This window comes from Psychrobacter sp. S4(2024), from assembly GCF_036861305.1.
Taxonomy (GTDB): Bacteria; Pseudomonadota; Gammaproteobacteria; order Pseudomonadales; family Moraxellaceae; genus Psychrobacter; species Psychrobacter cryohalolentis.
The window spans coordinates 132,131-158,201 of record NZ_JAZAQR010000004.1; the positions used below are offsets into that span (position 1 = coordinate 132,131).

General features: G+C 42.4%; 20 protein-coding genes. 11 read left to right on the forward strand and 9 right to left on the reverse strand.

Features of this window, described 5'->3' with window-relative positions:
* Positions 1-368 precede the first annotated feature (368 nt).
* Entirely contained in the window at positions 369-1,931 is a 1,563-nt protein-coding gene (locus VLA57_RS11300; protein WP_133105230.1) for a S41 family peptidase, read from the forward strand.
* Between the two features lie 28 nt (positions 1,932-1,959).
* On the opposite strand, the gene VLA57_RS11305 is transcribed toward VLA57_RS11300, so the two are convergent.
* The 3 genes from VLA57_RS11305 to VLA57_RS11315 form a co-directional block, all read right to left on the reverse strand.
* Complete coding sequence (locus VLA57_RS11305; RefSeq protein ID WP_333954974.1) at positions 1,960-3,699, reverse strand: sigma-54 dependent transcriptional regulator; 1,740 nt, start codon at positions 3,697-3,699, stop codon at positions 1,960-1,962.
* Positions 3,700-3,865: 166 nt separating this feature from the next.
* Positions 3,866-5,590, reverse strand: coding sequence for a sensor histidine kinase (locus tag VLA57_RS11310; RefSeq protein WP_333954976.1), 1,725 nt, complete (start codon positions 5,588-5,590; stop codon positions 3,866-3,868).
* 42 nt (positions 5,591-5,632) lie between these two features.
* On the reverse strand, positions 5,633-6,268 hold the full coding sequence (locus VLA57_RS11315) for a response regulator (protein ID WP_011513027.1): 636 nt from the start codon (positions 6,266-6,268) through the stop codon (positions 5,633-5,635).
* A gap of 406 nt (positions 6,269-6,674) precedes the next feature.
* On the opposite strand from VLA57_RS11315, the gene VLA57_RS11320 reads away from it, so the two are divergent.
* Together VLA57_RS11320 and VLA57_RS11325 are read left to right on the forward strand one after the other, a co-directional pair.
* A complete protein-coding gene (locus tag VLA57_RS11320) occupies positions 6,675-7,769 on the forward strand; it encodes a serine hydrolase (RefSeq protein WP_011513028.1) in 1,095 nt (364 codons plus the stop codon).
* A 112-nt stretch (positions 7,770-7,881) separates the two neighbouring features.
* Entirely contained in the window at positions 7,882-8,562 is a 681-nt protein-coding gene (locus VLA57_RS11325; RefSeq protein ID WP_011513029.1) for a thiamine phosphate synthase, read from the forward strand.
* Between the two features lie 27 nt (positions 8,563-8,589).
* On the opposite strand, the gene VLA57_RS11330 is transcribed toward VLA57_RS11325, so the two are convergent.
* A complete protein-coding gene (locus VLA57_RS11330; RefSeq protein WP_149492969.1) occupies positions 8,590-8,919 on the reverse strand; it encodes a TraR/DksA family transcriptional regulator in 330 nt (109 codons plus the stop codon).
* Positions 8,920-9,242: 323 nt separating this feature from the next.
* Here VLA57_RS11330 and VLA57_RS11335 point away from each other — a divergent pair, with 323 nt between their 5' ends.
* From VLA57_RS11335 to ruvB, 5 genes are all read left to right on the forward strand, one after another.
* On the forward strand, positions 9,243-10,445 hold the full coding sequence (locus VLA57_RS11335; protein ID WP_333954978.1) for a phosphoglycerate kinase: 1,203 nt from the start codon (positions 9,243-9,245) through the stop codon (positions 10,443-10,445).
* Between the two features lie 260 nt (positions 10,446-10,705).
* Positions 10,706-11,092, forward strand: a complete 387-nt coding sequence (locus tag VLA57_RS11340) for a hypothetical protein (protein ID WP_333954980.1) — start codon at positions 10,706-10,708, stop codon at positions 11,090-11,092.
* A 471-nt stretch (positions 11,093-11,563) separates the two neighbouring features.
* Entirely contained in the window at positions 11,564-12,598 is a 1,035-nt protein-coding gene (gene fba / locus VLA57_RS11345) for a class II fructose-bisphosphate aldolase (protein ID WP_020442949.1), read from the forward strand.
* A gap of 87 nt (positions 12,599-12,685) precedes the next feature.
* Positions 12,686-13,309 carry a Holliday junction branch migration protein RuvA gene (gene ruvA / locus VLA57_RS11350; RefSeq protein WP_333954981.1) on the forward strand — a complete coding sequence of 208 codons (624 nt, stop codon included), beginning with the start codon at positions 12,686-12,688 and terminating at the stop codon, positions 13,307-13,309.
* Between the two features lie 186 nt (positions 13,310-13,495).
* The gene (gene ruvB / locus VLA57_RS11355; protein WP_041772439.1) at positions 13,496-14,476 is read left to right on the forward strand and encodes a Holliday junction branch migration DNA helicase RuvB; all 981 of its coding nucleotides are present in this window, start codon (positions 13,496-13,498) and stop codon (positions 14,474-14,476) included.
* 184 nt (positions 14,477-14,660) lie between these two features.
* Here the strand turns inward: ruvB and VLA57_RS11360 are convergent, their stop codons facing one another.
* From VLA57_RS11360 to VLA57_RS11375, 4 genes are all read right to left on the reverse strand, one after another.
* Positions 14,661-16,322 carry an ABC1 kinase family protein gene (locus VLA57_RS11360; protein WP_333954982.1) on the reverse strand — a complete coding sequence of 554 codons (1,662 nt, stop codon included), beginning with the start codon at positions 16,320-16,322 and terminating at the stop codon, positions 14,661-14,663.
* Between the two features lie 57 nt (positions 16,323-16,379).
* Positions 16,380-17,075 (reverse strand): ubiquinone biosynthesis accessory factor UbiJ, encoded by a 696-nt coding sequence (locus tag VLA57_RS11365; protein ID WP_149409857.1) that lies wholly within the window; start codon positions 17,073-17,075, stop codon positions 16,380-16,382.
* A 118-nt stretch (positions 17,076-17,193) separates the two neighbouring features.
* A complete protein-coding gene (ubiE, locus tag VLA57_RS11370; protein WP_333954983.1) occupies positions 17,194-18,282 on the reverse strand; it encodes a bifunctional demethylmenaquinone methyltransferase/2-methoxy-6-polyprenyl-1,4-benzoquinol methylase UbiE in 1,089 nt (362 codons plus the stop codon).
* A 78-nt stretch (positions 18,283-18,360) separates the two neighbouring features.
* Positions 18,361-19,071, reverse strand: a complete 711-nt coding sequence (locus tag VLA57_RS11375) for an FFLEELY motif protein (RefSeq protein ID WP_011513039.1) — start codon at positions 19,069-19,071, stop codon at positions 18,361-18,363.
* A 342-nt stretch (positions 19,072-19,413) separates the two neighbouring features.
* Here VLA57_RS11375 and VLA57_RS11380 point away from each other — a divergent pair, with 342 nt between their 5' ends.
* Together VLA57_RS11380 and VLA57_RS11385 are read left to right on the forward strand one after the other, a co-directional pair.
* Entirely contained in the window at positions 19,414-21,084 is a 1,671-nt protein-coding gene (locus tag VLA57_RS11380; protein ID WP_333954984.1) for an ATPase, read from the forward strand.
* 748 nt (positions 21,085-21,832) lie between these two features.
* A complete protein-coding gene (locus VLA57_RS11385; protein ID WP_020442957.1) occupies positions 21,833-23,440 on the forward strand; it encodes an inorganic phosphate transporter in 1,608 nt (535 codons plus the stop codon).
* A gap of 109 nt (positions 23,441-23,549) precedes the next feature.
* Here VLA57_RS11385 and VLA57_RS11390 read toward each other — a convergent pair whose 3' ends face one another.
* A complete protein-coding gene (locus VLA57_RS11390) occupies positions 23,550-25,115 on the reverse strand; it encodes an aminotransferase class I/II-fold pyridoxal phosphate-dependent enzyme (protein WP_442968875.1) in 1,566 nt (521 codons plus the stop codon).
* Positions 25,116-25,635: 520 nt separating this feature from the next.
* Between VLA57_RS11390 and msrB the strand changes: the two genes are divergently transcribed.
* Positions 25,636-26,061 carry a peptide-methionine (R)-S-oxide reductase MsrB gene (gene msrB / locus VLA57_RS11395; protein WP_011513043.1) on the forward strand — a complete coding sequence of 142 codons (426 nt, stop codon included), beginning with the start codon at positions 25,636-25,638 and terminating at the stop codon, positions 26,059-26,061.
* The last annotated feature ends 10 nt before the right edge of the window (positions 26,062-26,071 follow it).

Sequence of the window (26,071 nt, forward strand, 5' to 3'; positions counted from 1 at the left end):
GAGATAAATTGCAGTCAAACAAGGAAAATAGCGCAGATAATATCGGGATATTAACCAGCTATTTAACGATGTTTGGCAAAATTTAGCCATTTTTAGCCCGTTTAGATATGATCAATTGAATTGAGGACACGCCCTAGTAGCGTTACATTACTTTCAAAGTAAATTAATATTAAAAGGGAGAGCTATTGATCAGCTCTCCCTTTTTTGTTGCTACATTTTGTCTAACATTTCACCTAAGTTACTTGCAATACTCTCCTATTCTTATAAGGGTGCTTGATGCTATCTTATGGGCTATTATTCAATAATAACCATATAACAATCCTATAATAATGATGGCTTAACTTTGGACAAATTTTCAGGTGATTTTTATGCATTTTAACAATCCTATCAGTCGTACCTTTCCATTGACCTCTAAAAGACTCGAGCAGTCAATGAGTACGATATCTAGCTACACTAACGTCTTAAAGCCGACGCTTATCATGGGTTTTCTAAGCTTAAGTATGATTGCTATACCAGCGCAAGCGGCTGTCAAAGATATTGCGGCAGGGCGCAACGCAAGTCGTACGGCAAGCTTACAACTCATCAGTTTAAATGCTGATAATGTACCATTAGATAACGGCGCAGATGATCTATTAGATATTGCTGATATGCTTGAATCTGCTGATCAAGCTGACGATTTAATTGATAGTGTGGCGGATGAAACTGTTCTGAACAATGAATCGCCTATTATTAATACCGACATTCCTGCTGAAGTCGCTCAAGTGTCATTAAATGCTATTTCTCCTGAAACGTTGAAGACCTTTGTGGCTTTGATTGATTTGGTGCGTCGTGAATATGTCGATACGGTTAATGATGAAGAACTGTTTAATAATGCTATGAGCGGTATGTTAACCAAGCTTGATAGCCATGCTGAATTTTTGGACGCCGAAGCTTATGAAAATCTGCGTGCTTTTACGGAAGGCGATGTAGGGGATATTGGCATCAAAGTTGAGTATCAATCAGCCTTGGGCTATTGGGTCATCACTGAGGTACTGGATGATTCACCTGCCGATAAAAAGGGTATCGCAGTTGGCGATTATCTACACCAAGTCGATGAGTTTAAGCTTGGCGAAGATGAAGAAAGTAACGATATCGAGCAGCTTTTGACAGGCATTGCTGGTACGCAAGTAGATGTGGTGACGTCCAAGGCAGGACGCCGTAAACATGTCACCACTTTACAACGTAATAATAGCCATCCTCAAATTATTGAAACTCGTTTTGTAGATGGTATGGCCATTGTTAGGTTACCAGCATTTCAAAATAATAGCCGTGAAAAACTGCTACAAAGTTTGATCGATTTAGATAAGCCTGTCACAGGAATACTAATAGATTTACGTGATAATCCAGGTGGCGTATTGGCATCCGCTGTGAGCGTTGCTAGCCTATTTATGACAGATACGGATGTGGTACAGATAAAGAGTCGCCAAGCAGATTCCCGTACATTATCGACTAGAGGTGCAGCATTGCTTGAGGCGTTACCGGTAGTGGTATTGCAAAATCGCTATTCGGCGTCAGCGGCAGAAGTGTTGACCAGTAGCTTGCAAGCGCAAAAGCGTGGCACTGTCTTAGGTGAGGTCAGTTACGGCAAAGGCTCTGTACAATCGGTGATACCGCTTAACGATGAGCAAGCGGTCAAGCTCACGGTTGCTAACTACATGACTGCTTCAGGTAAAAAGATAGATGGTATTGGGGTAGAGCCTGATATCGCTCTATCGGGCAGTGAAAGCACGTGGGAGCAGCAAGCGCTTGATTTATTACGAAAGAAAGCGCTTACTTCAGGTATTCGATTTGTACGTTCTGAGAAAAAGCCAGATCCTAAAAACAGTATTATTAAAAACAATACAGTTATAAAGAATGTTATTGAAAAACCAACATCTAAGGTAAAGCTCTAATCTAGTCACAATTCTATATCAAAGCCCTTTATTCAGCTTGATCTTCTGCAATCTCAAGTTTGGTCATACGATAGCGTAAAGATCGAAAAGTGGTTCCTAATAGTTCAGCGGCTTGGGTTTTATTCCAGCCAGTTTGCTTAAGTGCAGTGATAATAAGTTGTCTTTCTTGCTCTTGGAGATAGTGCTCTAACCCTTGTGCTGGTAGCTGACCACTGACGCTGCTTTTTATCGCGATACTGTTTAACATATCATTATTGCCATCAATACTACTGTCGAGATTGGCTACAGAATCGGTCTTATCACTATTTGTATCCTTGTTTACTGATTCAGCGCTCTCCGCCATTGCTGTCACTGATTGCTGCTCTATTCCTATTGCGGAAGACGATGAGTCAGATATCGTACCGGATATCGAAGGCTGCTTCACTGCAGCATAGTGATGAGTCATCGTACGATAAGGGTGCAGATTAGCCGTTGCTTGCTGCGTCGAGACACTTTTGATAGATGATGGTTCTCTACCGTCTTTATCTATATTTTCTATTGAATCAGATGCGTTATTTTCATTGATTTTTTGAGGCATATGAGCCTGTTGATGGGCATCTAAGTCAGATAAGCCGAGATGGCTTATATCAATAGTTGAGGTTTCAGCCAAAGTAACGGCACGTTCAAGTACATTACGCAGCTCACGAACGTTACCCGCAAAATCATGCTGCTGTAGACGCAGGCAAGCCTCTGCAGTTAATAAAGGCTTCGACTCTAACTGCCACTCTTCAGCAATCAGCGCTAAAAAATGCGTGGCTAATACCGGTATGTCATCGCGCCGTGCATTCAATGTTGGTAATTTAAGCTCAATCACGTTAATGCGGTAATATAAATCCTGACGGAACAACCCTGTCTGTACCAGCTGGTTTAAATCTTTATGCGTGGCTGACAAGATACGAATATCGACAGGTACTTCTTTGGTATCACCAATCGCGCGTACGGTTTTCTCTTGAATGGCCCGTAGCAACTTCACTTGCATCGCCAAAGGCAAGTCTGCCACTTCATCTAAAAATAAAGTACCGCCATTGGCTTGCTGAAATAGACCTTGCTTGTCCGCAACGGCACCTGTAAAGCTGCCTTTTTTATGACCAAAAAACTCTGATTCCATCAGCTCTGAAGGTATTGCCCCGCAATTGACTGGCACAAAACTGCCGTCACGCCGCGGGCTTAAGTCATGAATGAGCCGCGCAACGACTTCTTTACCTGTACCTGACGCCCCTGACAAAAATACCGGCGCTTGTGAGCGAGCCAATTTTAAAATAGTGTTTTTTAAAGGATGCATTACCGCCGAATCACCAATCAGGCGCTCATCGAGCATCTGCTGTTCAGGTGAGTGTTGCGGCGTGGACGTGGCAGTCAAATCTTGTTGTATTACCTTTAGCGCGTTTTCAACCAATTGCCGTAAGCGTGGTAGCTCAAGCGGTTTATTAACGAAATCAAAAGCCCCAAGCTTTAGTGCTTCAATCGCTAAATCCATACTACCATGCGCTGTAATCACCGCAATGGGCTTACTGGAGCTGGCACTGATATGTTTGACCAACTCTAATCCCGAACCATCAGGGAGCTTTAAATCGGTTAGACAAAAATCATAGTCATTGTCTTGCCAGTACGATTTCGCTTGCGACAATGTATAGGCAACATCACTTTTGATACCCATTTTGGTCAGGGTGATTTGCATCAAACGGCATAAATCTACTTCGTCATCAACGACTAGCGCGGTGGTTGTCATACATCATCTCATTGTTTTCAAGTGCTACAAAAGTATATAAAATAACGCTCTAAGGGTTTATCAGTCTTAATAACTGCATTGGTTACAGGTATTTTTTAATGAACAATATAAAGCCTTTTGTTTTACATTTTCTTTCAATTTTTTTTGAGAAGTAATTCTTTCTTCTTTAGATAAAAGTTGGACTAACGATGTCATTATGAACAGCAGGAAAAATTAGCCTAAAGCAGGTTTTTTGATGCTCAGGCACATACAGTAAGCGTGCCTGATTGGCTTCACAAAAGGCTTGTGATAAATATAGCCCAAGCCCTGTGCCTGATTGTTCGGTGGTAAAAAATGGATTAAATAAAGCGCTTAAATCATCTGCATTAACACCAGTACCGCCATCCAAAACATCGATTATAACATCGTTATCGGCACAATAAATTTCGATTTCCACAAAGGCATGAGGGTGGGCGTAACTACTATAGCGTAAACCATTATTGATTAAATTGATGAGTACCTGCTCTAACTGATGAATATCAAAAGAGATGGTAGGCTGGGTAAGAACATGTAAAAAGACATCATGTCCTTTAAAATAATTGTCTAAAAATACAGGCATCCAATCAGTAAGGATAATGGTTTGTTGATTGGCCGTTTGCTGGCGCGACAGTTTTAATACGTCTTCGATAATGCGATTGACGCGTTTTGTTTGCGAAAATATCATTTTGTAAAGCTCATGATTGCCAGTCATCTGGCTATTTATATCATTATTAGCGAAAGGACTTAGGTCATTGTCCATCTCGCTTTCTATAACATCTTCTATTAGCAACTGGCTAGCTTGCGAAATAGCTGCCAAAGGGTTTCTGATTTCATGAGCGATACTGGCGGTCAACTGTCCAAGTGAGGCGAGCTTTAATTGTTGCGCACTGGCTTGTTCACGGCGTAAATCCTCTAATATAATGAGTTTACTTTCGTCTTTTAACGGAATAATATCGACACGTAGCTTGCCAATGATAGAAGAGTTGGCAACAGCAGGCAGCTCATAAATAAAAGTACGCGTTAGTCCTGCGGCTACCGATAAGCAAGCATTAAACAATTGCAGATGTTGTTGACCAAGTTGCTGCTCAAAAGCGGCTACTGGTTTTGACTTATTGTCATGACGGCTTGGGATGCTAAGTAGCTGATAAGCCGCAAGGTTGGCTAAGACCACTTGTTTGTTATCAATGACGATGACACCATTGACCATTTGAGAGATGACTTCTTGATTGATACTATTTAAACGCTCGACTTCTTTGGCATGGCGAACCGCTACTTTTTCAAGCTGTACCAAGCGCTGCGATATCGACCAGCTTAGACCTCCTACTGCCAAAAAGCTGGCTGACATGAGTAGGGCATTGCCTAAATTTGCCAAACTCATACTATTGGCAATGGCATAAAAAAACTGCTGATAAATCACAAAAATAATGGCAAGCAAAGTAATAATTAACGCTTGTGAGCCATGTAATAACATAAAGCTTGCTGCTACCACCACCATATATAGCATGGTCAGCTGCAAATCAGGTGCGCCGGCGGTATAGAGCAATAAGCTTAGGATAATGACATCTAGCGCCAACCCAAAAGCCAGCTGTCGGCGTATATGCTTACCAACGGTATAAAATAATCCTAGCAAGATTAAACTTAGCAAAACGTAAAAACTGAGCACGGTTTGCTGCAAGAAACTTGGCAATGATAGGCTGCCATCCGTGCGAACCGTAATATATACCATCAACATAAAAAACAAGCTGACGATAAAGCGATAACTGCTATAAATCATCCCCAGTTTGCGTAACTGCGGCACAGGCAAAATATCATCTTGCTCTAGATAGTCAGTAATAGCAGCAATAAGCTTGGAGGCAGATTTGGCAGGATTCATGGATTAACAACTAATGTTCTTAATGAGAGAGAGACTTGATAATTAGGGTTGAATAAGACCATGACGAATCGCTAAATGCGTCAATTTCACATCACTATCGACATTTACTTTTTCATAAATGCGATAGCGATAGGTGTTGATGGTCTTCACACTGACAAATAACTGGTCTGCGATTTGTTGAGGACTTTGACAGTTAACCACCATCATTGCTACTTGCTTCTCACGATCACTGAGCAAATCAAAAGGGGAATTGGCATTATCAGATAAAAGTACGTCAGCTAATTGTTCAGCGACGTCTTGGCTAAAATAGCGTCCACCTTGATAGATTTTTTTGACCGCTCGTATCATCTCATCAAGCGGTGTGCCTTTAGTAATATAGCCATTGACGCCCGCTTTAATCAACATTGAGGGATAAGGTTGAGCTGACATACTACTAACCGCCAAAATTTTGATACCCATATCCAGCTGAATCAAGCGTTTGGTTGCTTCCAAACCGCCGATATTGGGCATATTTACATCCAGTAATATGACATCAGGACGCAGCTGTTTTGCCATCTTTATCGCCATATCACCGCTGTCTGCCTCACCGACGACTTCGATATCTGCACTATCTGCCAGCATACGGCTAATACCCATCCGCACCAAATCATGATCATCTACTACTAATACTCGAATCATTGTTATACTCTTTTCTATCTATCAGAATAAAAGGTGCACTACTAAATTTAAGTCATCTTAATCAATCTATTTGACCAATAACACTCATTTACGCATAAAAAAGCCAATATTAATTGCTTTATTTGGACAGTAGAGACGCAATAAGGTGTCTACTAGCGTTAATGTAATGCTATATTGCGCTAATGTTAACTAATATTGCTGTAACATCAAGTAAGTGTAGTAAAATTTGAATGTGGCACTGAAATGCCATCTAATTGATTTAGTACATTAAACTTAAATGCAAACCATGATACACTAAAAATACAAAAACTCTATGTGAGTATCTACAAACACACCTATAAACGCTACGTACGTAGTTGGCGTCAGTCAGTATGTCACTGATGACAGCACGTAAGCAGGAGGCAGAATGAAGCAACTACCATTAACCAAACAGCAATTAATCGCTGCTATGATTTCATTGAGTTTGGGCAGTGTCGCACAAGCCGCACTTACAATTAATGGTAGCGCCAGCGCTGAGTCTAGTGCTCGCCTGAGCTGGGGCGGTGCCGATAGCTTGTCTGAAGCGCGCAGTATCATGTCTAGGTCTGGCAACAGCTCTACGATTAAAAAAATAGATAACGGTTCTGGTACAACCAGTATTACCAATACGACCAGTTTTGGTAGTAGTAATAACAACAGTTATAATAATGCCAATAGCTACAACACCACTTATCGCGGTAGTTTTGGCAACAGTAATATGATTCCGATCAGCACCGATTCGCGCAGTGTCGCGGTTATTGATGCAGAAACCGGTGAGTCAATTTATCAAAAAGATGCGGATATCGCGCGTCCAATGGCCAGTATTACCAAGGTAATGACGGCTATCGTGGTACTTGATGCCGGCTTAGATATGCGTGAAGAGCTAACACTTGATCCAGAAGATTTCGTTGGTCCAAAGCGTGCCAGCTCTAACCTAAAGTCAGGCGATCGGCTCAATCGCGCTGAGATGCTGTTAATGGCATTAATGAAATCAGAAAATCCTGCAGCAAAAAGTCTTGCCCGTAATTATCCGGGTGGCTATAGCGCCTTTATACGCGCGATGAACCGTAAAGCACAAGAGCTTGGCATGAGTACCGCTTTCTTTGGTGATCCAACGGGTCTGGATAAGCGCAACGTTGCTTCCTCAAATGACTTGGTTAAAATGGTTCGTGCTGCTGGTAACTATGACGTGATTCGTCGTTTCTCAACCACTAAGAGCTATGATTTTTTTGTCTCTAACTTCTCAAGTGGTAACCGTACTTACAAAGCCAATAACACCAGCAGCTTAGTTCGTGATGGCAGCTATCCTATCGGCATCTCAAAGACAGGCTTTATCAATGAAGCAGGGCGTTGTGTTGTCATGGAGACGCGCGTCAATAATCGTCCCGCTATTATCGTGATTTTGGGTGCCAATAGTTCAGCAACGCGCTGGGGTGATGCCAAAAATATCTTAAATAGCTTAGCAACACGTCGCACGGTATAAGATTACAGCGTTAAACGCGCAGTATCAAAAGACATTTATAATAAAAAGGCTGTTATGTGATATAACAGCCTTTTTATTATGTCAAAAACGTATTGATGTTAAGGAGCATTACATGATTCAGTCATCAGTCTCTACGGTTTCTCATACTATACCTAAGCTATATTTGCTGACTAATGATGATGAGTTTAGCCTTTTATATCAAAAGTTAGAAGCCGCTTTAGCAACAGGATTGATTGCTCTTTTACAAATACGTCGTAAGCAGATATTAGCATTGCCTGACGGCGAATCTGTTCTTTATAAAGAGGCGCTACAAATCGTTAATTTGGCTAAAACCTACAATGTGCCAGTATTGATAAATGACAATATTGCTTTGGCCGAAAAACTTGGTATCGGCGTGCATTTGGGACAGCAAGATGGTGATCTTAGTGAGGCAACACAATCTTTAGCCCCGAATCAAATCATTGGTCGCACTTGTCATGGCGATATAACGCTAGTCAAAGCTGCGAAAACTGAAGGCGCAAGCTATGCCGCCATGGGTGCAATCTTTGCTTCAACGACCAAGCCCAATGCTGCCACTATCTTACGCCAGCAACTGATAGAAGGCTGCCAGCAAGATATAAAAATATGCGTGATAGGCGGTTTAACGGCAGAAAACATCTCAGAGCTGGCAGGGTTACCTATTGCTTATATAGCAATCGTTGGCGATATCATGGATTTACCTGTCCATCAAATCGCAACGCGTTGTCAGCAGTGGCAGCAAGTACTTAATAAGTGGAATGTGCCTGCTGAATGAATACTATTTTAAAATATAAGTACGAATTTATTCAGCGTGCTGCATACATAAAGTTGCATAAGGCAATGCTTGCAGGCGCTGTGCTTCGATAGGCTCAGCGCATACCTCACATTCCCCATAACTGCCACTTTCGATACGGCTTAAAGCGTGGTCTACAAAACCTAAGCTTTGCTGTGCCTCAACCATTAAGTTCTTGCGCATGTCATTCTGACGATAAGCAATCGCTTGATCTTCCCAGTGTTCATTGAGATCATCTTGCGGATTTTGGATATGGTCCTCAATATCAGCAATCCGAGTTTGGTACTCTTCTTTTAGTTGTAATAGGTTTTGTTTGGCAGCTTCAAAGTCGATACTCATTTATTTCTCCTAATGGTTTATTGTTATGGCACAAGTACGCTATTGATCATAAATAGCTAAACGACTCAGTACCACCACAAAATGTTAATGAGAGTGTTATTAGTTTGAGAAGATAAATTTGCTTATCGCTAAATTTATCTTAGGTGACATATAAGTACAGACTATAAAACTGTTAGAATACACCGCCTTAAATGCTTGCTAGGACAGTTTTCTAAAACTGCCAGCAATAGGATTTTGATGAAATAAATTTGCTAAAGCATATCCAATAAACTGTTGGCGAACCGTCATACAGATTGATAACAGATGATATATAGGAGCAGGTAATGAATTTTTTGCGTATGAGCGAGCTGAGTTTGACCGATAAAGTAGTGTTGATTCGTGAAGACCTTAATGTCCCTATTAAAGCGGGTAAAGTGGCTAGTGATGCACGCCTGCAAGCAAGTTTGCCGACGATTAAGATGGCGCTAGAAAAGGGTGCAGCAGTGATAGTCTGCTCGCATTTAGGACGCCCGACAGAAGGCAATCCTGAAGCCATCTATTCGTTAGCACCCGTTGCTGACTATTTAAGCGATAAACTATCCGCGCCTGTTACGCTGAATAGTGACTACCTCACTCAAGGCGTCGCTATCGAAGCAGGTGAAGTCGTACTGCTAGATAACGTACGTTTTAATGAAGGCGAAAAGAAGAATGATGCAGCGCTTGCACAAAAATATGCTGATTTGTGCGATGTATTTGTGATGGACGCTTTTGGCACAGCACATCGCGCCCAAGCATCAACAGAAGGCGTGACCCAAGCGATGCATAAAGCAGGTAAGACCGCCTGTGCTGGACCTTTATTGGCAGCAGAGCTTGATGCTTTAAGCCTAGCACTTGAAACGCCAGCACAACCTATGCTCGCTATCGTTGGCGGATCAAAAGTTTCTACCAAATTAGAGGTTTTACATAGTTTGGCTGAGCTTTGCTCACAGATTATCGTTGGTGGCGGGATTGCCAATACCTTCTTAGCCGCGCAAGGTCATAGTGTTGGTGCGTCACTTTACGAAGCCGATCTGCTCGATACAGCTCGTGAAATCATGGGTAAAACTGAGATTTTATTGCCTGAATATGTAGTCGTTGCTGATAAAAGCGACATTGATTTTGCTGACTTCACTGGCTCATTACAACAAGCCTCTGCGACCATCAAGTCTGTCGACACGATTGGCGATAATGACATGATATTAGATATCGCGCCAGATAGTGCTATGAAATTGGCAGAGGCAATTACCAAGGCGAAAACTATCTTATGGAATGGTCCAGTCGGCGTTTTTGAAGTGGATGCGTTTGGTCAGGGTACTCAGATAGTGGCAGAAGCGGTCAAAAATAGCCAAGGTTTCTCGATTGCAGGTGGTGGTGATACACTTGCTGCGATTGATAAATATCAAGTGGCTGATGGCGTCAGCTACATGTCAACGGGTGGCGGTGCATTCTTAGAATTTGTAGAAGGCAAAGCCTTGCCAGCGGTTGCTGCTTTACAAGTTAATGCATAACCTCTTAACGATACTTAAGCAGATGAGTAACATTAGCCGTACAACTTAGCCGCAGTATCTAAGGTACGCTGTACGGATAATATTTTGGCTACTATTCATATCTTATTGTTTTCAAGGCAATAAGTTCGAATTGTCATCGATTATTATTAAGTGGTAATTATTTGTTTCTATACTGAAAATTATTATTGCATGTCTAATTTGCACTCTATAAAATAGCGCAAACCATGTATTTGACATGCTTTATTTATGAGGGATTTGTTATGTTAAAACGTCATTTATTACTTGCTAGTGTTCTTGCTGGTACTTTTGCAATCACTGCATGTAGCCAAGAAACACAAGATAAAACGGAAGCTGCTGCTGAATCAGCTGGCGAAGATGCTGCTGCTAACACAGAAGAAGCTGCTGCGAATACAGAAGCCGCTGCTGCTGAAGCTGAAGTAGCTGCCCAAGAAGCTGGCGCTGAAGCTGCAGAAAATGCTGAAGTTGCTGGTGCTGCTGCCACTAATGCCCTAGAAGAAACTGGTGATGCTATTGCTGAAGGCACAAGCAATGTCGTTGAAGGTACTGCATCAGCCGTTGCTGACGGTGCTAACGCAGTTGCTGACGGCGCAAATGATGTCGCTGTCGATGCAGAACAACAGTACTAAGTCGTATAAAGGCTAAGTCATCTAAAATCAAGCAACATAAAGCGCAGTCTATTCATTAATATAATAGTGGAAGACTGTTAGCTGATAAGTTGTTTTATAAGTCTATAAAATATATAAAAGCTTTGGTAATTGCCAAGGCTTTTTTTATTGGTAAAAATAATCAATTTGATCCATAAAAAGCAGGTCATGAATTTTTTATAGACGAAATCGACTATCTAACTGTGCAAACAAGGTATAAAAACCAAACAGACAAACAAATAGTCAGTTAAGCGCTACGAAGCGCTGGTAATTTTTGCTATAATCACGGCGTAATAATGACGAGCAGAAAGCAGTGGTTTTTGTTGGCTTATAATGGAATACCCATTGCAAAGCTAGGTCGCAGTGCAAATGTGGCAACGTCTTATTGTTAAAAATGATGTTTTAATATCATCTTCAAAATACTATTTTTAGAATATAACCAGAGAGCGTTTTATGGCCTTAATATCGTTACGTCAACTTTTGGATCATGCTGCTGAACACGGCTATGGTGTTCCTGCTTACAATGTTAATAATTTAGAGCAGATGCGTGCCATTATGATGGCGGCTGACGCCTGTGACTCTCCTGTGATTGTACAAGCCAGTGCCGGTGCCCGTAGTTATGCAGGCTCTGCGTTTTTGCGTCATCTGATTATTGCTGCTATCGAAGAGTGGCCACATATTCCAGTCGTTATGCATCAAGATCACGGTATGTCACCTGCTATTTGCCAACGCTCAATTCAGCTTGGCTTCTCATCAGTGATGATGGACGGCTCGCTTGGTACAGACGGTAAAACGCCGATGGATTATGACTATAACGCTAGCGTGACTCGCGAAGTAGTCAAGATGGCTCATGCTTGCGGTGTTTCAGTCGAAGGCGAGATTGGTTGCTTAGGTAGTCTTGAAACTGGTATGGCAGGCGAAGAAGATGGCTCTGGCGCAGAAGGCGTATTGGATCACGAGCAGCTATTGACCAGTGCTGATGAAGCAGAGCAGTTCGTTAAAGACACCAACGTCGATGCGTTAGCGATTGCTATCGGTACCAGTCATGGTGCTTATAAGTTTACGCGTCCACCGACAGGCGATATCTTATCGATTGAGCGCGTAAAGGAGATTCATGCCCGTATTCCTAACACTCACCTAGTCATGCATGGTTCATCATCAGTACCGCAAGAATGGCTAAAAGTCATCAATGAAAATGGTGGCAACATCGGTGAGACTTATGGTGTACCGGTTGAGCAAATCGTTGAAGCGATCAAGCATGGTGTGCGTAAAGTAAATATCGATACCGATTTACGTTTGGCATCAACTGGCGCTATCCGTAAATTCCTTGCAGAAAACCCTAGCGAATTTGATCCACGTAAATACTTTAAAGCGTCTATGGTTGCGATGTCAGATATCTGTACCAATCGTTTTGAAGCCTTTGGTTCAGCTGGTCAAGCGCATAAGATTCGTCCAATCAGTCTTGAAGGTATGGTTAATTTTTACTAGTAAGCTGACATGGTAAAAAAGACTGATTGATAGTTAGGTGATGTTTTAGCTCATTTTTATAATAGTCTATATAAGAGATCGTGGATTATGATTGGATTGATTAATGGACAGGTGCAATACTTAATGGCACCGACTGCCTGTATCATGACCACCTCTGGTGTTGGCTATGATATTGAGCTGCCATTGCCGTCATTTTGCCAATTGCGTCTTAATGAGCAGGCAAGCATTTGGACGCATTTCCATGTGCGCGAAGATGCGCAGCTGCTCTATGGTTTTATTGACCGTAAAGAGCGTGATGTCTTTCGCCAGCTGATTAAAATCAACGGTGTTGGGGCAAAAATGGCATTAGCAATGCTATCTGCAATGTCGGCTGCTGAGCTAAAAATGCATGTCGAGCAAGATTCAGAATCAGCATTGACACGTATCCCAGGTATCGGTAAAAAGACAGCGCAGCGTTTATTAATTGAGCTAAAAGATAAGCTGAAAAATATCGAAGTCGACAGCAGTCATTTAGAATTTGCTATGCAGCCGGCACCAATATCTGCTGAAGGAAGTATCATTGCTGAAGTTGAAGGCGCATTGATTAGCTTGGGCTACAAAGAAAAAGAAGCTCAGCAAGCTATTAAGGCGGCAAAAAGTAATGGCGAGACATTTGCAGATACGCAGAGCTTGTTAAAAGCGACGCTGCAGCAATTTCAAAGTTTTAAGTAGCGACATTTTTATAATAAAACCGTGATTTAAAAAAGCGATTAAAAATAAGCGACATTAGATGTCGCTTATTTTCGTTTTAGCACCTGCTTTATCATGTTTTGCATGACTTATGAGCAGCGTTTGGTTATGCTATTTATTACCTAATCTTTTAAAAATAATGCTTTAAGCATAATGGCAAAAACTATGATGCAAGATCGTTTGATTAATCCGCTAGAAGGGGCGTCAGATGCCCCTGATGCCAATATTCGACCAGCATTATTGGCGGAATATATCGGTCAGCCCGTCGTACGCGAGCAGATGGAAGTCTTTATTCAAGCGGCACGGGCGCGTGATGAAGCGTTGGATCATACGCTCATCTTTGGACCACCAGGCTTAGGAAAAACGACCCTTGCCAATATTATTGCTCGCGAGATGGGTGGCAATCTACGTTCTACTTCAGGGCCTGTCCTTGAGCGCGCTGGCGATTTGGCAGCGATGCTGACCAATTTAGAAGCTGGTGATGTCCTATTTATTGATGAGATTCACCGCTTAAGTCCGGTAATTGAAGAAATTCTTTATCCAGCGATGGAGGATTTTCAGCTGGATATCATGATCGGTGAAGGACCAGCAGCACGCTCTATTAAGCTTGATTTGCCGCCATTCACTCTGGTCGCAGCAACCACCCGAGCCGGATTATTAACGTCACCACTGAGAGATCGCTTTGGTATCGTGCAGCGACTAGAGTTTTATAATATTGCTGATTTAACCACCATTGTCAGTCGCGCCGCGCGGTTGATGCGCGTGCCAATGAGTGAGGATGGTGCCGTTGAAATTGCGCGCCGTGCACGTGGTACGCCAAGGATTGCCAACCGTCTATTACGACGTGTACGTGATTATGCTCAGGTCAGAGGCGATGGCAGTATCAATGGGGCGATTGCTGGTAGTGCGCTTGATATGCTCGCAGTCGATAGACGTGGTCTCGATCATTTGGATAGACGTTATATTGAGATATTGCACGAGCGTTTTGACGGTGGACCTGCGGGCGTTGAAGCGGTGGCAGCAGCGATGGCTGAAGACCGCGGTACGTTAGAGGATGTGATTGAGCCATACCTTATCCAACAAGGCTATGTACTTCGGACTGCACGTGGTCGAGTATTAACGCAGATGGCGATTGATCAGATGCTATAAAGTTAGCCTAAAAAAATGTGCCTACACTTAATTAGAATATTAAATGTAGGCACATTTTTTTTGTTTTATTTTTTATAGTATCTATTAAATAGTGTGTAAAGGCTCAAGCCAAACGCTTATGCCTATCTATTTTTAATAAATACTTATTATTGTCAGAAGTCTTCTAGTCAAAGCTATTAACGGTTTAGGCTAAGATACGCCACACGACTGCTAAGATCGCTAAGAGGTAAAAGATAGGTGAGAGCCAACCAATAACTTGTGTTGCAATTGCTATGAAAATAGCAAAGCCCGCCAGCGCCAACCAATCTCGGCGACGGTCGTTTAGCATATCGGCACGGATTTGTTGAATCTCACGCAGTTGACTGTCTTGACGTGATCCTTGTGAAGCAAGGCTCTGTAATCCTTGATCTAGTAGTCTTGGAATATCAGTGGTCGATAATAAAATCTCAGGCAGCTGCTGACGCAAGTGTTGTAAATTACGCATCGGATCAAGCTGCTCCTTAATCCAGCTGCTTAAGATTGGCTTGGCAAGCGACCAGATATCAAGATTAGGATACAAGTCGCGACCAAGTCCTTCTACATGCACTAAAGTTTTGAGCAGTAGCATCAACTGCGGTGGAATACTCATATGATGGCGGCGGGCGATATCTAATATTTGCATTAATACACCGGCAAAGTCGATATCGTTAATGGATTTTTGTAACATCGGACCGACAGTGCGTTTCATATCACGCATCAATGCATGCTTATCAGCACTTGGCGGTATCCAGCCAGCTCGACTGACGATATCAACCATCGCTGTAAAGTTGTTATTCATCACGGACAATAACATTCGCGCGACGATAAGCTGATCGTCTTTTGATAAGGTGCCCATGATGGCACAATCAAGCCCGATATAACGCGGCTCATGCCCTAAGTCCACGGCGGCCATATTTGCAGTCAAGGTATTGACTGGTGGCGTCTCGACAAAAACATTGCCGGGGTGCATGTCGGCATGGAAGAAGTTATCACGGAATACTTGGGTAAAAAATATCGTTAAGCCTTTTTCTGCCAATGCTGCACGGTCATAGCCTAATTGATCAAATACCTCAATTTTTGAGATTGGAACGCCTTGTATACGCTCCATGACCATGACGTTTTTATTGGCATCATAGACTTCTGGCACATACATCAATACCGAGCCCAAAAAGTTGTTGCGCATCTGCGTTGTATTGTCTGCCTCTAATGTCAAATCTAACTCGTTGAGCATGACTTGACGGTAGTCTTCAACAATATCGATGATGTGTATTGCACGAGCTGCTTCGATACGCGCCGATGCCCAATTGGCGAGTTCTCGTAGCAATTCAAAATCTGCAATAATGGTCGTGCGAATATCAGGACGAACCACTTTGACCACCACTTCACGCCCATCATGCAGCGCAGCGGTATGTACTTGGGCAATAGAAGCAGCTGCTAAAGGCTTGACGTCAAAACGTGCAAATAAAGAGCCAATAGATTGACCAAGACCGTGTCTAGGGTCTTGAATTTGCGCAATCGCGATATCAGAATCGAAAGATTTAACTTTATCTTGTAGTTGAATAAGTTGCGCAATAATCTCAGGTGGCACGAGGTCACGGCGGGTCGAGAGTAATTGTCCAAGCTTTAAAAATAGAGTCCCCATATCTTCAAGCGCGTATTTAATCGCATTAGGCTGATGCTTTTTACCCCACGCAGCTGGATGCATACGGATTAAACGTACCAAAGGTTGTAGCTGCGGCGCTTCTTCGACAGAAAAATGGGTGTCAATACGATAGGTGGCGGCAATGCGCCATAGCTCAAGTAAACGGGCGCGATGGGATAATAGCATGAGATATAAATACTCTAGATAAAGTCAAAAATAAGGTAGGCGTTGTAAAAAAGGCAACTATCTACTATGAGTTAAACGTGCTTGCTCATCTTTGATAGCGGCTAGTTTGGCTTCTTCACGTTCAACATCGGCGCGCAGTTTCAGTAGTTGCTGCTTAAGCGCATTTACTTCAGTTACATCTATTGGGTCAGGTGCACTATTACCTGCAACATCGTTTGCCCAATCGCTAACATCGTTAAAAGCACGCTTTGCACTATGACGCCAGCTGCCTTTAAGCTGCGATATCAGGAGGTGCAACTGGCTCGCCATCGATTTACCAATAAATGGTTCAAGTTGTCCCGCAACATCAGGATCAAAGCCTGCAACCAATTGATTGAGTTGCATAAGTACTTTGTAATCGCCCTCAATAGGCAAGTTGCCTTCTGTACCGCGCATGAGATTCAGTAGCTGGGCAGGGTTATCGACGGTAATAATACAATCTGGGCGGCTATGACCAAGACGCGCACGATCCATACTGGCTTTTTGACGCTCATTCATAGCGCCACTTTGCTCAAACACACTTTCAGTCGTCACTGGCTCAAAACGCAAGCGCTCTTCAGTGAATAACACATCTAAATTCACCTCAGGCGTGCCCATGTTGAGACGCAGCACTTTGCCAGCAAGTGGCGCTAAACCCGCTTTGGTAATCTCATCACTGGCAATAGCCATATTAATCAGCTTTTCAGCACCGGCCAAAAGTAGAACAGTCAGCATAAGGCTCTCGCATAGTCAGTTGAGCGCCTTAAAAGAGCGCATTATTTATAAATATAAGTTGCCATCATTTTACATAATGGCATTTTTATCGCTATGTATTGTAATTTAAAACTTAATCTTATGCTTTAAAGCCGCGATGTACCGCGACGATACCAGCTGTCAGATTATGATAATCACAATTTTCAAAGCCTGCTTGCTCCATCATCTGCTTTAGCGTCTGCTGATCAGGATGCATACGAATCGATTCAGCTAAATATTTATAGCTTTCTGAATCGTTAGCAACCAGCTTACCCATCATCGGTAGCGCCGTGAATGAATATAAATCATAGGCTTTTGATAATGGCTCAAAGATAGGTTTTGAGAACTCTAGTATTAATAAGCGACCACCTGGCTTAAGCACACGGTACATCGATTTTAATGCAGCATCTTTATCTGTGACATTACGTAGACCAAAGCTGATGGTCAGCAGATCAAAGCTATTATCATCAAATGGCGCTAGGGTTTCAGCGTTCGCCAAAACAAAATCGACATTATTACAGCCAGCATTAATCAAGCGCTCACGACCAACTTCTAGCATTGCCGCATTGATATCAGACAACACGACTTTACCGTTGCGACCGACTTCACGGCTAAAGACTTTGGCTAAATCACCCGTACCGCCAGCGATATCTAATACATGTTGACCAGCACGCACGCCAGATAAGCTGATGGCATAACGCTTCCACAAGCGATGAATACCAAATGACATCAAGTCATTCATGATGTCGTATTTTTTGGCGACAGAGGTAAATACGTCAGCCACACGCGCTTGTTTTTCTGCTTTATTAACGGTCTTATAGCCAAAATGGGTTTCTTCATGACCATCAGTATCAGACGTATGCGGGTTATTGATATCGTCACGTTGGTTAAAAAGCGTTTGTTTAGGGGCTTGAGTATTTGTCTGTGCAGCGTCATTTACAGTGCTATTTTGGGCGTGGTTTTCAGTATTAGCATTTGGCATAGTGGTTTGTTGCCCTTGTGGCGTTCCTATGGGTAAATCTTCAACATGAGTAAAGTCATTGTTAATAACGTTATTAACACTTGTAGCGGTATTTTGACGTGCTTTTACTTGAGCGGTAATATTTTGGTTATTAGTGATACTGTCTTGAACCAATTTATCTTGTATACGGCCATCAGTAGTCGTTTTATTATTTACATGATCAGTCATCGTGGTGTCCTATGATTTATTTTTATGCTTGTTTTTAGTCAGATAAAATACTAATAGTTGTTGAGACAATAGCGCTTATCATACAGCAAACGCAGCGGGCTTACCGTCATTATCCATGGCATGGACTTCATCAATAACTTCAAGCTCGCGCGCGCAAAACGGTTCAATAAAGCTGCTCACACTTTTTAATGGTTTCATGGCTTTAAAGCCTGAATCGATAAAATCATAAAGCGGCTGAAAGTTGTAGCGATACGCGGTGCCTTTAGCCATCGCAAAAGCTTTTTTGAGCATAAATGAATTCAAGTCTTTGTCAGTACGATAGCAAACGTCTTTTAAATTATTAATCTGTACGCGACGCTCAATAGCTTCATCAACCGTACGGTAAGCGAGTAGCATGTTTTCTTCATTGACAGCTAACTCTTGTTCGAGTAACCACTGCGCCAAATGCAAGTCAAGCTCAATCGCCAATATAGACGCTTGAATACCCATACTGCCAGCTTCTAAAGATGACTCTTTGGCAAGACGCTCAAGTTTCTTGGCTTTAGGGAGAATGCGCCCTAATTGTTCTGCCAATACTTTAAATTCATCACCACCATACAGCTGCGTTAAAAAATAATCTGCCATTAGCTGGTTTTTTGGTTGCTCAAACAGCGTGCTATGCGTACGCTTGATACGGGCTTGTTGCCATGATTGCACTTCATTAAGCTTCTTATTCAATGCAGCGTCTTCATGATGTGGCAGCGCCCAAAAGCGGTCAAGGTGCTGTTGTAAGTTGGCTAAAGCAGACATGGCAGGTCATCCTATAAAAATAATAATAGTCATCAAGTTGATAATAAAAGCTGGATAATAAGGGGGCTGGTTAGCGCTAAGTTTTCTACTTATAGGCAGCTATTAAACCATGCTCTTAAGATTTTGTTCACCTTAAAAGAAAATAAGACAGAATACAAATGCCAAACTGTTACATATAAAGATTGCACAGCGCTTTCAGGTAGTCAATTTCTAAGATTTTATAACACAAATTACATAGCCACGTTATTTACTAAAAGAGCGCAGTGCTATGATAAAACACCTTAGCTATTTTAGACGATTATTTTAAACCAATTATTTGATAAGACTATAGCGAGCATAAACATGAGCAAAAAAAAGAATAAAACAGATAAGTCAGCAAAAGATGTGAGCGCGCCATTTAACGAGCAAGTCGTCGAGCAGCGTCTTATGCCCAATCCTTTGAGCAAATTTTCAATGGATGAAGATGCGCTGCGATTGGCATTGGTTACAGCTCAGTTCGCTCTGCGTGCGACGCGCCAGCCAGAATCACCAAGCACTGATAAAGCCATTGGGCTATTAGTATTAGTCAATGGTATGGAGCAGGCAGGTAAGGGAACGGCGGTAACGCAATTGCGCCAGTGGGTCGATCCGCGCCTGCTTAAGGTAGAAGCGACCATTGGTTATTGTCCTTTAGCGCACCAACCGATTTGGCAGACGCATACCAAAGCCATGCCGCGCCATGGTGATGTGATGGTATATTTTGGCAACTGGTATGCAGATTTATTGTATAACGTGATGCGCATGGCAAGTGCAGAGAGCGAAAAGTCAGAAAAAAATAAGAAGAATAGGGATATTGAAGCGTTACCAATTGGTCAATGGCAAGACTATTTACGCCAGCAGCTAACGGAATTGCAAGATTTTGAGCAAGACCTTGTGGCAAATCAAACGCAGCTACTAAAGTGCTGGTTTCATGTCGATATCGAGACTTTGCAGGCGAGGCTTAATGATGACGAGCCAGATCCGAAATTTCTATACCAAATTGATTGGCATGATATGACGATAGTGGCTAAGTTCAATGAAGTTGCTGCCGAATTATTACGCCAGCAAGGGGATTGGATTATCATCGATGGCGCAGATAAATCGCAAGCAGCCATACATTTTTGTCATGAAGTCTTACATGCGATGCAAAAAGCCTTAGTTAGCAGCCGAGGAGAAAACAGTGCAGAATCAGATCAAGCACAAGATTCAAAGGATACTCATAATAATCAAATAGAGTATCAGTCAATAAAGTTTGAGCGAGTAAAAATACCTAAGGTACTTACTGATATCGAAGATTCAGATATTGATAAATCTGACTACAATGACGCATTGGCTAAGAAGCAGGCACGCTTGGCAGAACTGTTACGTGCGCGTCAAGGTCAACATGTGGTGTTTGCCTTTGAAGGTATGGATGCAGCAGGAAAGGGTGGCGCTATCAAAAGACTGGTGGCGCCACTAGATCCACGCGAATATCAAATTTATAATATTGGCGCGCCCATGTTATATGAGCTACAGCATCCTTATTTGTGGCGTTTTTGGCAAAAGCTTCCGAACGAGCAGACAGACCGCATCAGCCGTGTTGGTATTTTTGATCGTACTTGGTATGGGCGTGTCTTGGTAGAGCGTATCGAAGGCTTTGCGACGGATGATGAGTGGCAGCGCGCTTATGATGAAATCAATCGCTTTGAAGCTGCCTTAGCAGCGTCAGGCACTTTGGTCATCAAGTACTGGCTGGCGATCGATAAAAAACAGCAGCTTAAGCGTTTTGAGGAACGTGAAGAAACTGCATACAAACAATTTAAATTGACCGACGACGATTGGCGTAACCGTGATAAATGGTCAGATTATGTACAATCGGCGGCTGATATGCTGGCACGTACGGATACTAAGAACGCCCCTTGGTGTGTGATCGCTAATAATGACAAGCGCCAAGCACGTTTAGAGGTGTTAGACCACGCTATCGAGCAGCTATCCGCGTTGCTTGCTGCCAGCTAAGTCATAAAGTGCTACATAGATAAGTCTGCTTAAAGCCTTGGAACGCGTAGCAAATGCTAAGCGGCAATTATTTATCTTATAGAGGTACTTTTAATCCTATTCTTAAGCAGCTACCTATTTATTTATAACTATTAACTTGTGACTGTTATCACTTGAATTGACTATGGCAATTCAAGTGTATGTTGGCTAAAAATAACCCGATAACGTCTGATCTAAAGTATATATTTCTTAAATCTTATATTCACAGTTACAAATCTTGTAATATCATCATGCATTATGCGTCTATATTTAATATAATAGGCGCGTAATGAGCGTTGCTATCTATTAAAATAGCTTGGTCTTCTGTTTATTTGTCTTTAATATCAATGTATTATTCACGATAAATAGCTTATATAGAAGAACGCTATTATCATAAAAACGTAAGCCGCAAGATGCTTTAATCAGACGATTTGGCAATACCACTTGCGGCTTTATGACATTTTACTTAGGCGTTTTATCTTAGTTTCTGATTGTCGTTAAGCTCAATTGCTTATTTGCAAATGGCTATAACCGCTAAGATAAGATAATAAGGAAGGTGTCAAAGCATTGAGGCAGCTGTCTCAACAAAGTATTCTAAAATTGTATTTCAAATAACCACGTTGCGCGCATGTTATTGTATTTTTGGGTGGTAATAATCACATCATTAATAGCCGCGTAATGTCATCATTTGTCAATAATTTCAATCAGCTTACGCAGGACGTATCAACGTATGGGTATTAGCAGCAGCTCTACAGAACCAACAAAATCAGTCGGCTCTATGAGAATCAATCTATTTTTTGCCATTTTAATGATTGGAATGACCGCCTACTTTTTGTGGTGGGGTCTAGATTACACCATGCACCAGCAGACGACGCTATTTATTGTCGCCACTGCTTTTGGTGTTTTTATGGCATTCAATATCGGCGGTAATGATGTCGCCAACTCTTTTGGTACCTCAGTCGGTGCAGGGACCTTAACCATCCCGCAAGCGCTAGGTATCGCGGCGATATTTGAAGTATCAGGCGCCGTGCTGGCAGGCGGTGAAGTGACCGATACGATTCGAAGCGGCATTGTCGATTTAGATGGTCTTTCAGTAACGCCCAACCAGTTCATTTATGTCATGCTTTCAGCGCTCATCGCTGCTGCATTTTGGCTGTTGTTTGCCACCAAAAAAGGTCTGCCGGTTTCGACCACACACGCGATTATTGGCGGCGTAGTTGGTAGCTCAATTGTATTGGGTATCACCTTAGGTGGTACTGAAATGGCATTGTCGACAGTGAATTGGGGCAAGATTGGCACGATCGCCATCTCTTGGGTTTTGTCACCGCTACTAGGCGGCGTTTTGTCTTATCTGTTATATGGACAGATTAAGAAAAACATCATTGAATATAATGATAAAACAGAGACGCATATTGCTACTCTGAAAGACAGTAAAAAGACGTTAAAGCTGACGCATAAAGAGTACTTGGATGGTTTAACCGAGTCTGAGCAGTTGTCTTATACGTCAGCGATGTTGCGTGACCAAGAAATCTATAAAGATGATGATTGCGTCGTTGAAGATTTAGAGACGAACTATTACAAAGAACTTTATGAGATTGAAAACGAGCGCAGCAACCTTGATACCTTAAAAGCACTCAAGCAATGGGTGCCTATTATTGCGGCTGCAGGCGGCGCAGTCATGGCCTCTTTGGTCATCTTCAAAGGTCTGAAAAACGTCAATAATGGTATGACGACGTTGCAAGGCTTTTTAATTATGGGGATGATCGCAGCATTAGTATGGCTTGCGACCTATATTTATACTAAGAGTATCCGCGGTAAGCACAAAGAAGATTTGACCAAAGCCACGTTTATTATGTTTAGCTGGATGCAAGTCTTTACTGCATCAGCGTTTGCCTTTAGTCATGGTTCTAACGATATTGCCAACGCTGTTGGTCCATTTGCAGCGATTATGGATGTTATCCGCACCAATAGTATTTCAACAGAAGCAGCAGTACCACCTGCTGTGATGTTAACTTTTGGTGTGGCATTGATTGTCGGTCTTTGGTTCATCGGTAAAGAAGTGATTCAGACTGTCGGTACCAATTTGGCAAAAATGCATCCTGCTTCTGGTTTCTCAGCTGAGTTGGCTGCGGCTGCGGTTGTGATGGGTGCGTCGACGATGGGTCTACCAGTATCGAGTACGCATACCTTGGTCGGTGCTGTACTTGGCATTGGTATCGTCAATAGAGATACCAACTGGGCACTGATGAAACCAATTGGTTTGGCATGGATTATTACCCTTCCTGCAGCAGCAAGTATGTCTGCAATCAGTTATATAGTGCTGATAAATATCTTTTAAAAGTTGAAATCAAAGTCATTTAATTTTTGATTAATACAAATAGAAAACGCTTATCGATATCATATCGGTAAGCGTTTTTTTATAGAAAAATATAGGTGTCATCTATATATTAGTCAGTACCAAACTGCTTACGCTTCTTAGCAAAGAAGCGGTCTAAGCGATCCATAGCGTCTTCTAAGTCGTGTAAGTTGGGTAAAAACACCAAGCGGAAATGGTCATTTTTATCCCAGTTAAATCCTGTGCCTTGTACCATCAATACGTTTTCTTCTAACAATAAATCCATCATAAACTGCATGTCATCTTTGATAGGGTAAATCTCAGGATCCATCTTTGGAAAGCAGTAAAACGCGCCTTGTGGCATGGTACAAGAGATACCTTTTATCGCATTAAGACGGGTCACTGCCAACTCGCGCTGCTTATACAAGCGCCCTTTTTTAGACGTTAGGTCCTTCATGCTTTGATAGCCACCCATCGCTGTCTGAATCGCATATTGTCCTTGAACGTTAGAACACAGGCGCATAGATGCAAGCATATCCAAACCTTCGATAAAGTCAGCCGCATGTTCTTTACGACCTGAAACCATCATCCAACCGGCACGAAAGCCTGCAATACGATGTGATTTTGATAAACCATTATAGGACAACACCAGTACTTCATCGGTCAAAGTGCTCATCGGCGTATGTTCCATATCATCATAGAGAATACGGTCATAAATCTCATCCGCCATGATGATTAAATCATGCTCTTTTGCGACCTCGACGATTTGCAGCAGTACTTCATCACTATACAGCGCGCCTGTCGGATTATTGGGATTAATAACTACGATGCCTTTGGTTTTGCTGGTGATTTTGGATTTGATGTCTTCAATATCAGGATGCCAATTGTCTTCTTCATTACAGCGATAATGTACCGCTGTACCGCCTGCGAGATTGGCAGCTGCCGTCCACAGTGGGTAGTCTGGCATCGGAACCAGCACTTCATCGCCATCATTCATCAGCGCTTGCATGGTCATGACAATCAGCTCAGAGACGCCATTACCTAGATAGACATCACGAACATCAACTGCCGATAGCAGTCCCTTTGATTGGTAATATTGCAATACGGCTTTACGCGCTGAAAAAATCCCTTGCGAGTCTGAGTAGCCCGTCGCTTCCGGCAGATTCATCGCCACATCACGCAAAATCTCATGCGGTGCTTCTAAACCAAAAGGAGCAGGGTTGCCGATATTTAACTTTAAGATACGCTTGCCTTCGGCTTCCATTTTATTAGCAGTTTGCAGCAGAGGACCGCGAATGTCGTAGCAGACGTTTTGTAATTTATCGGATTTTTTTATTGAGTTCATAGAGTGACCACTCATCAGGTTATTTGGTGAATTTTTGTGGGGAGTAGAAGAGGTAGTTGTTAGTGTATTTTGACTAGTGCTATGAGGTTGCTCACCTGCATCGATAGCTTTATCGTTATCAGACGATATACTGTCAGAATCGTCATCTGATTTGCTATCACTTTCAAGCTCACCGCGCAACAAATACCCTTCGCTACAGCCTAAGAGTCGTGCAAGGGTAGGTAGCTTAGATGAGACAATCCCATTGGTCCCACGCTCCCAATTAGAGATAGCACCGCGGCTGACTTTAGCGCCAGCAGCAGTCATCGCTTGTGCCAGCTGCTCTGCCGTCATGCCTCTGTCACGGCGTAGCTGTACCAGTCGTTCAGCCTGTGTGCTTTTAGTCTTGTCATCAGCCGTCATTATGTAAGCCTTTTTTATTTTATGAATCTGTCATTAATCAGATAACGAAACCAACTCTCTTGGATAAGTATTAAGCTAATGCTCTAAAAGAGAACTACTTTCAATTAACTGTTAATGCAAGATATTATTGCATATCAAAATTAAATGCAAGTTATTTGTATATTATAGATTTTCACGATGTAAGAAAATCTTGCATTGCAGAGATTTATAATGCATTGAGAGACTTCAGCTCAATAAGAAACGATCTAACTTGTGATTTTTCGATATCAAATTGCCTACAGTATCTGGCACTGCCATTCCATGCAGTGAGTATTCTTGTTATAAACATCTTGAATAATAAGACGCTCGCCAACAGATAAAGCCTATCGTTTTTATAAAAAATAGCGATAAAGCCTTGATAAACCATTACTCACGACAGAGTAGACAATCAGTCATTCCATAAGGATACGTTATGCAAGACAATCAACTGAGTAAAGAAGAAATCAGCCAATTGACCGAGGCTGACTGGAAAGAGCGCTTAAGTGCTGAGGAGTATCATGTGCTGCGCGAGAAGGGCACAGAGCGACCATTTACAGGCGTTTACAACGATATTAATGATAAGGGCATTTATCGCTGTAAAGGATGCGGTGCTAACTTGTTTGAATCAGACAATAAGTTTGATGCAGGGTGCGGTTGGCCAAGCTTTGATCAAGGTATCGATAATAGCGCCATCGATGAGCATGTCGATGATTCGCTAGGCATGCGCCGTACTGAAGTGACTTGCAGCAATTGTGGCGCGCATTTGGGCCATGTATTCCCTGACGGTCCAAGTGAGACCACTGGCATGCGCTATTGCATCAACTCGTTGTCTATCGATTTAGATAAGTCTGAAGAATAGTGACAGCGGC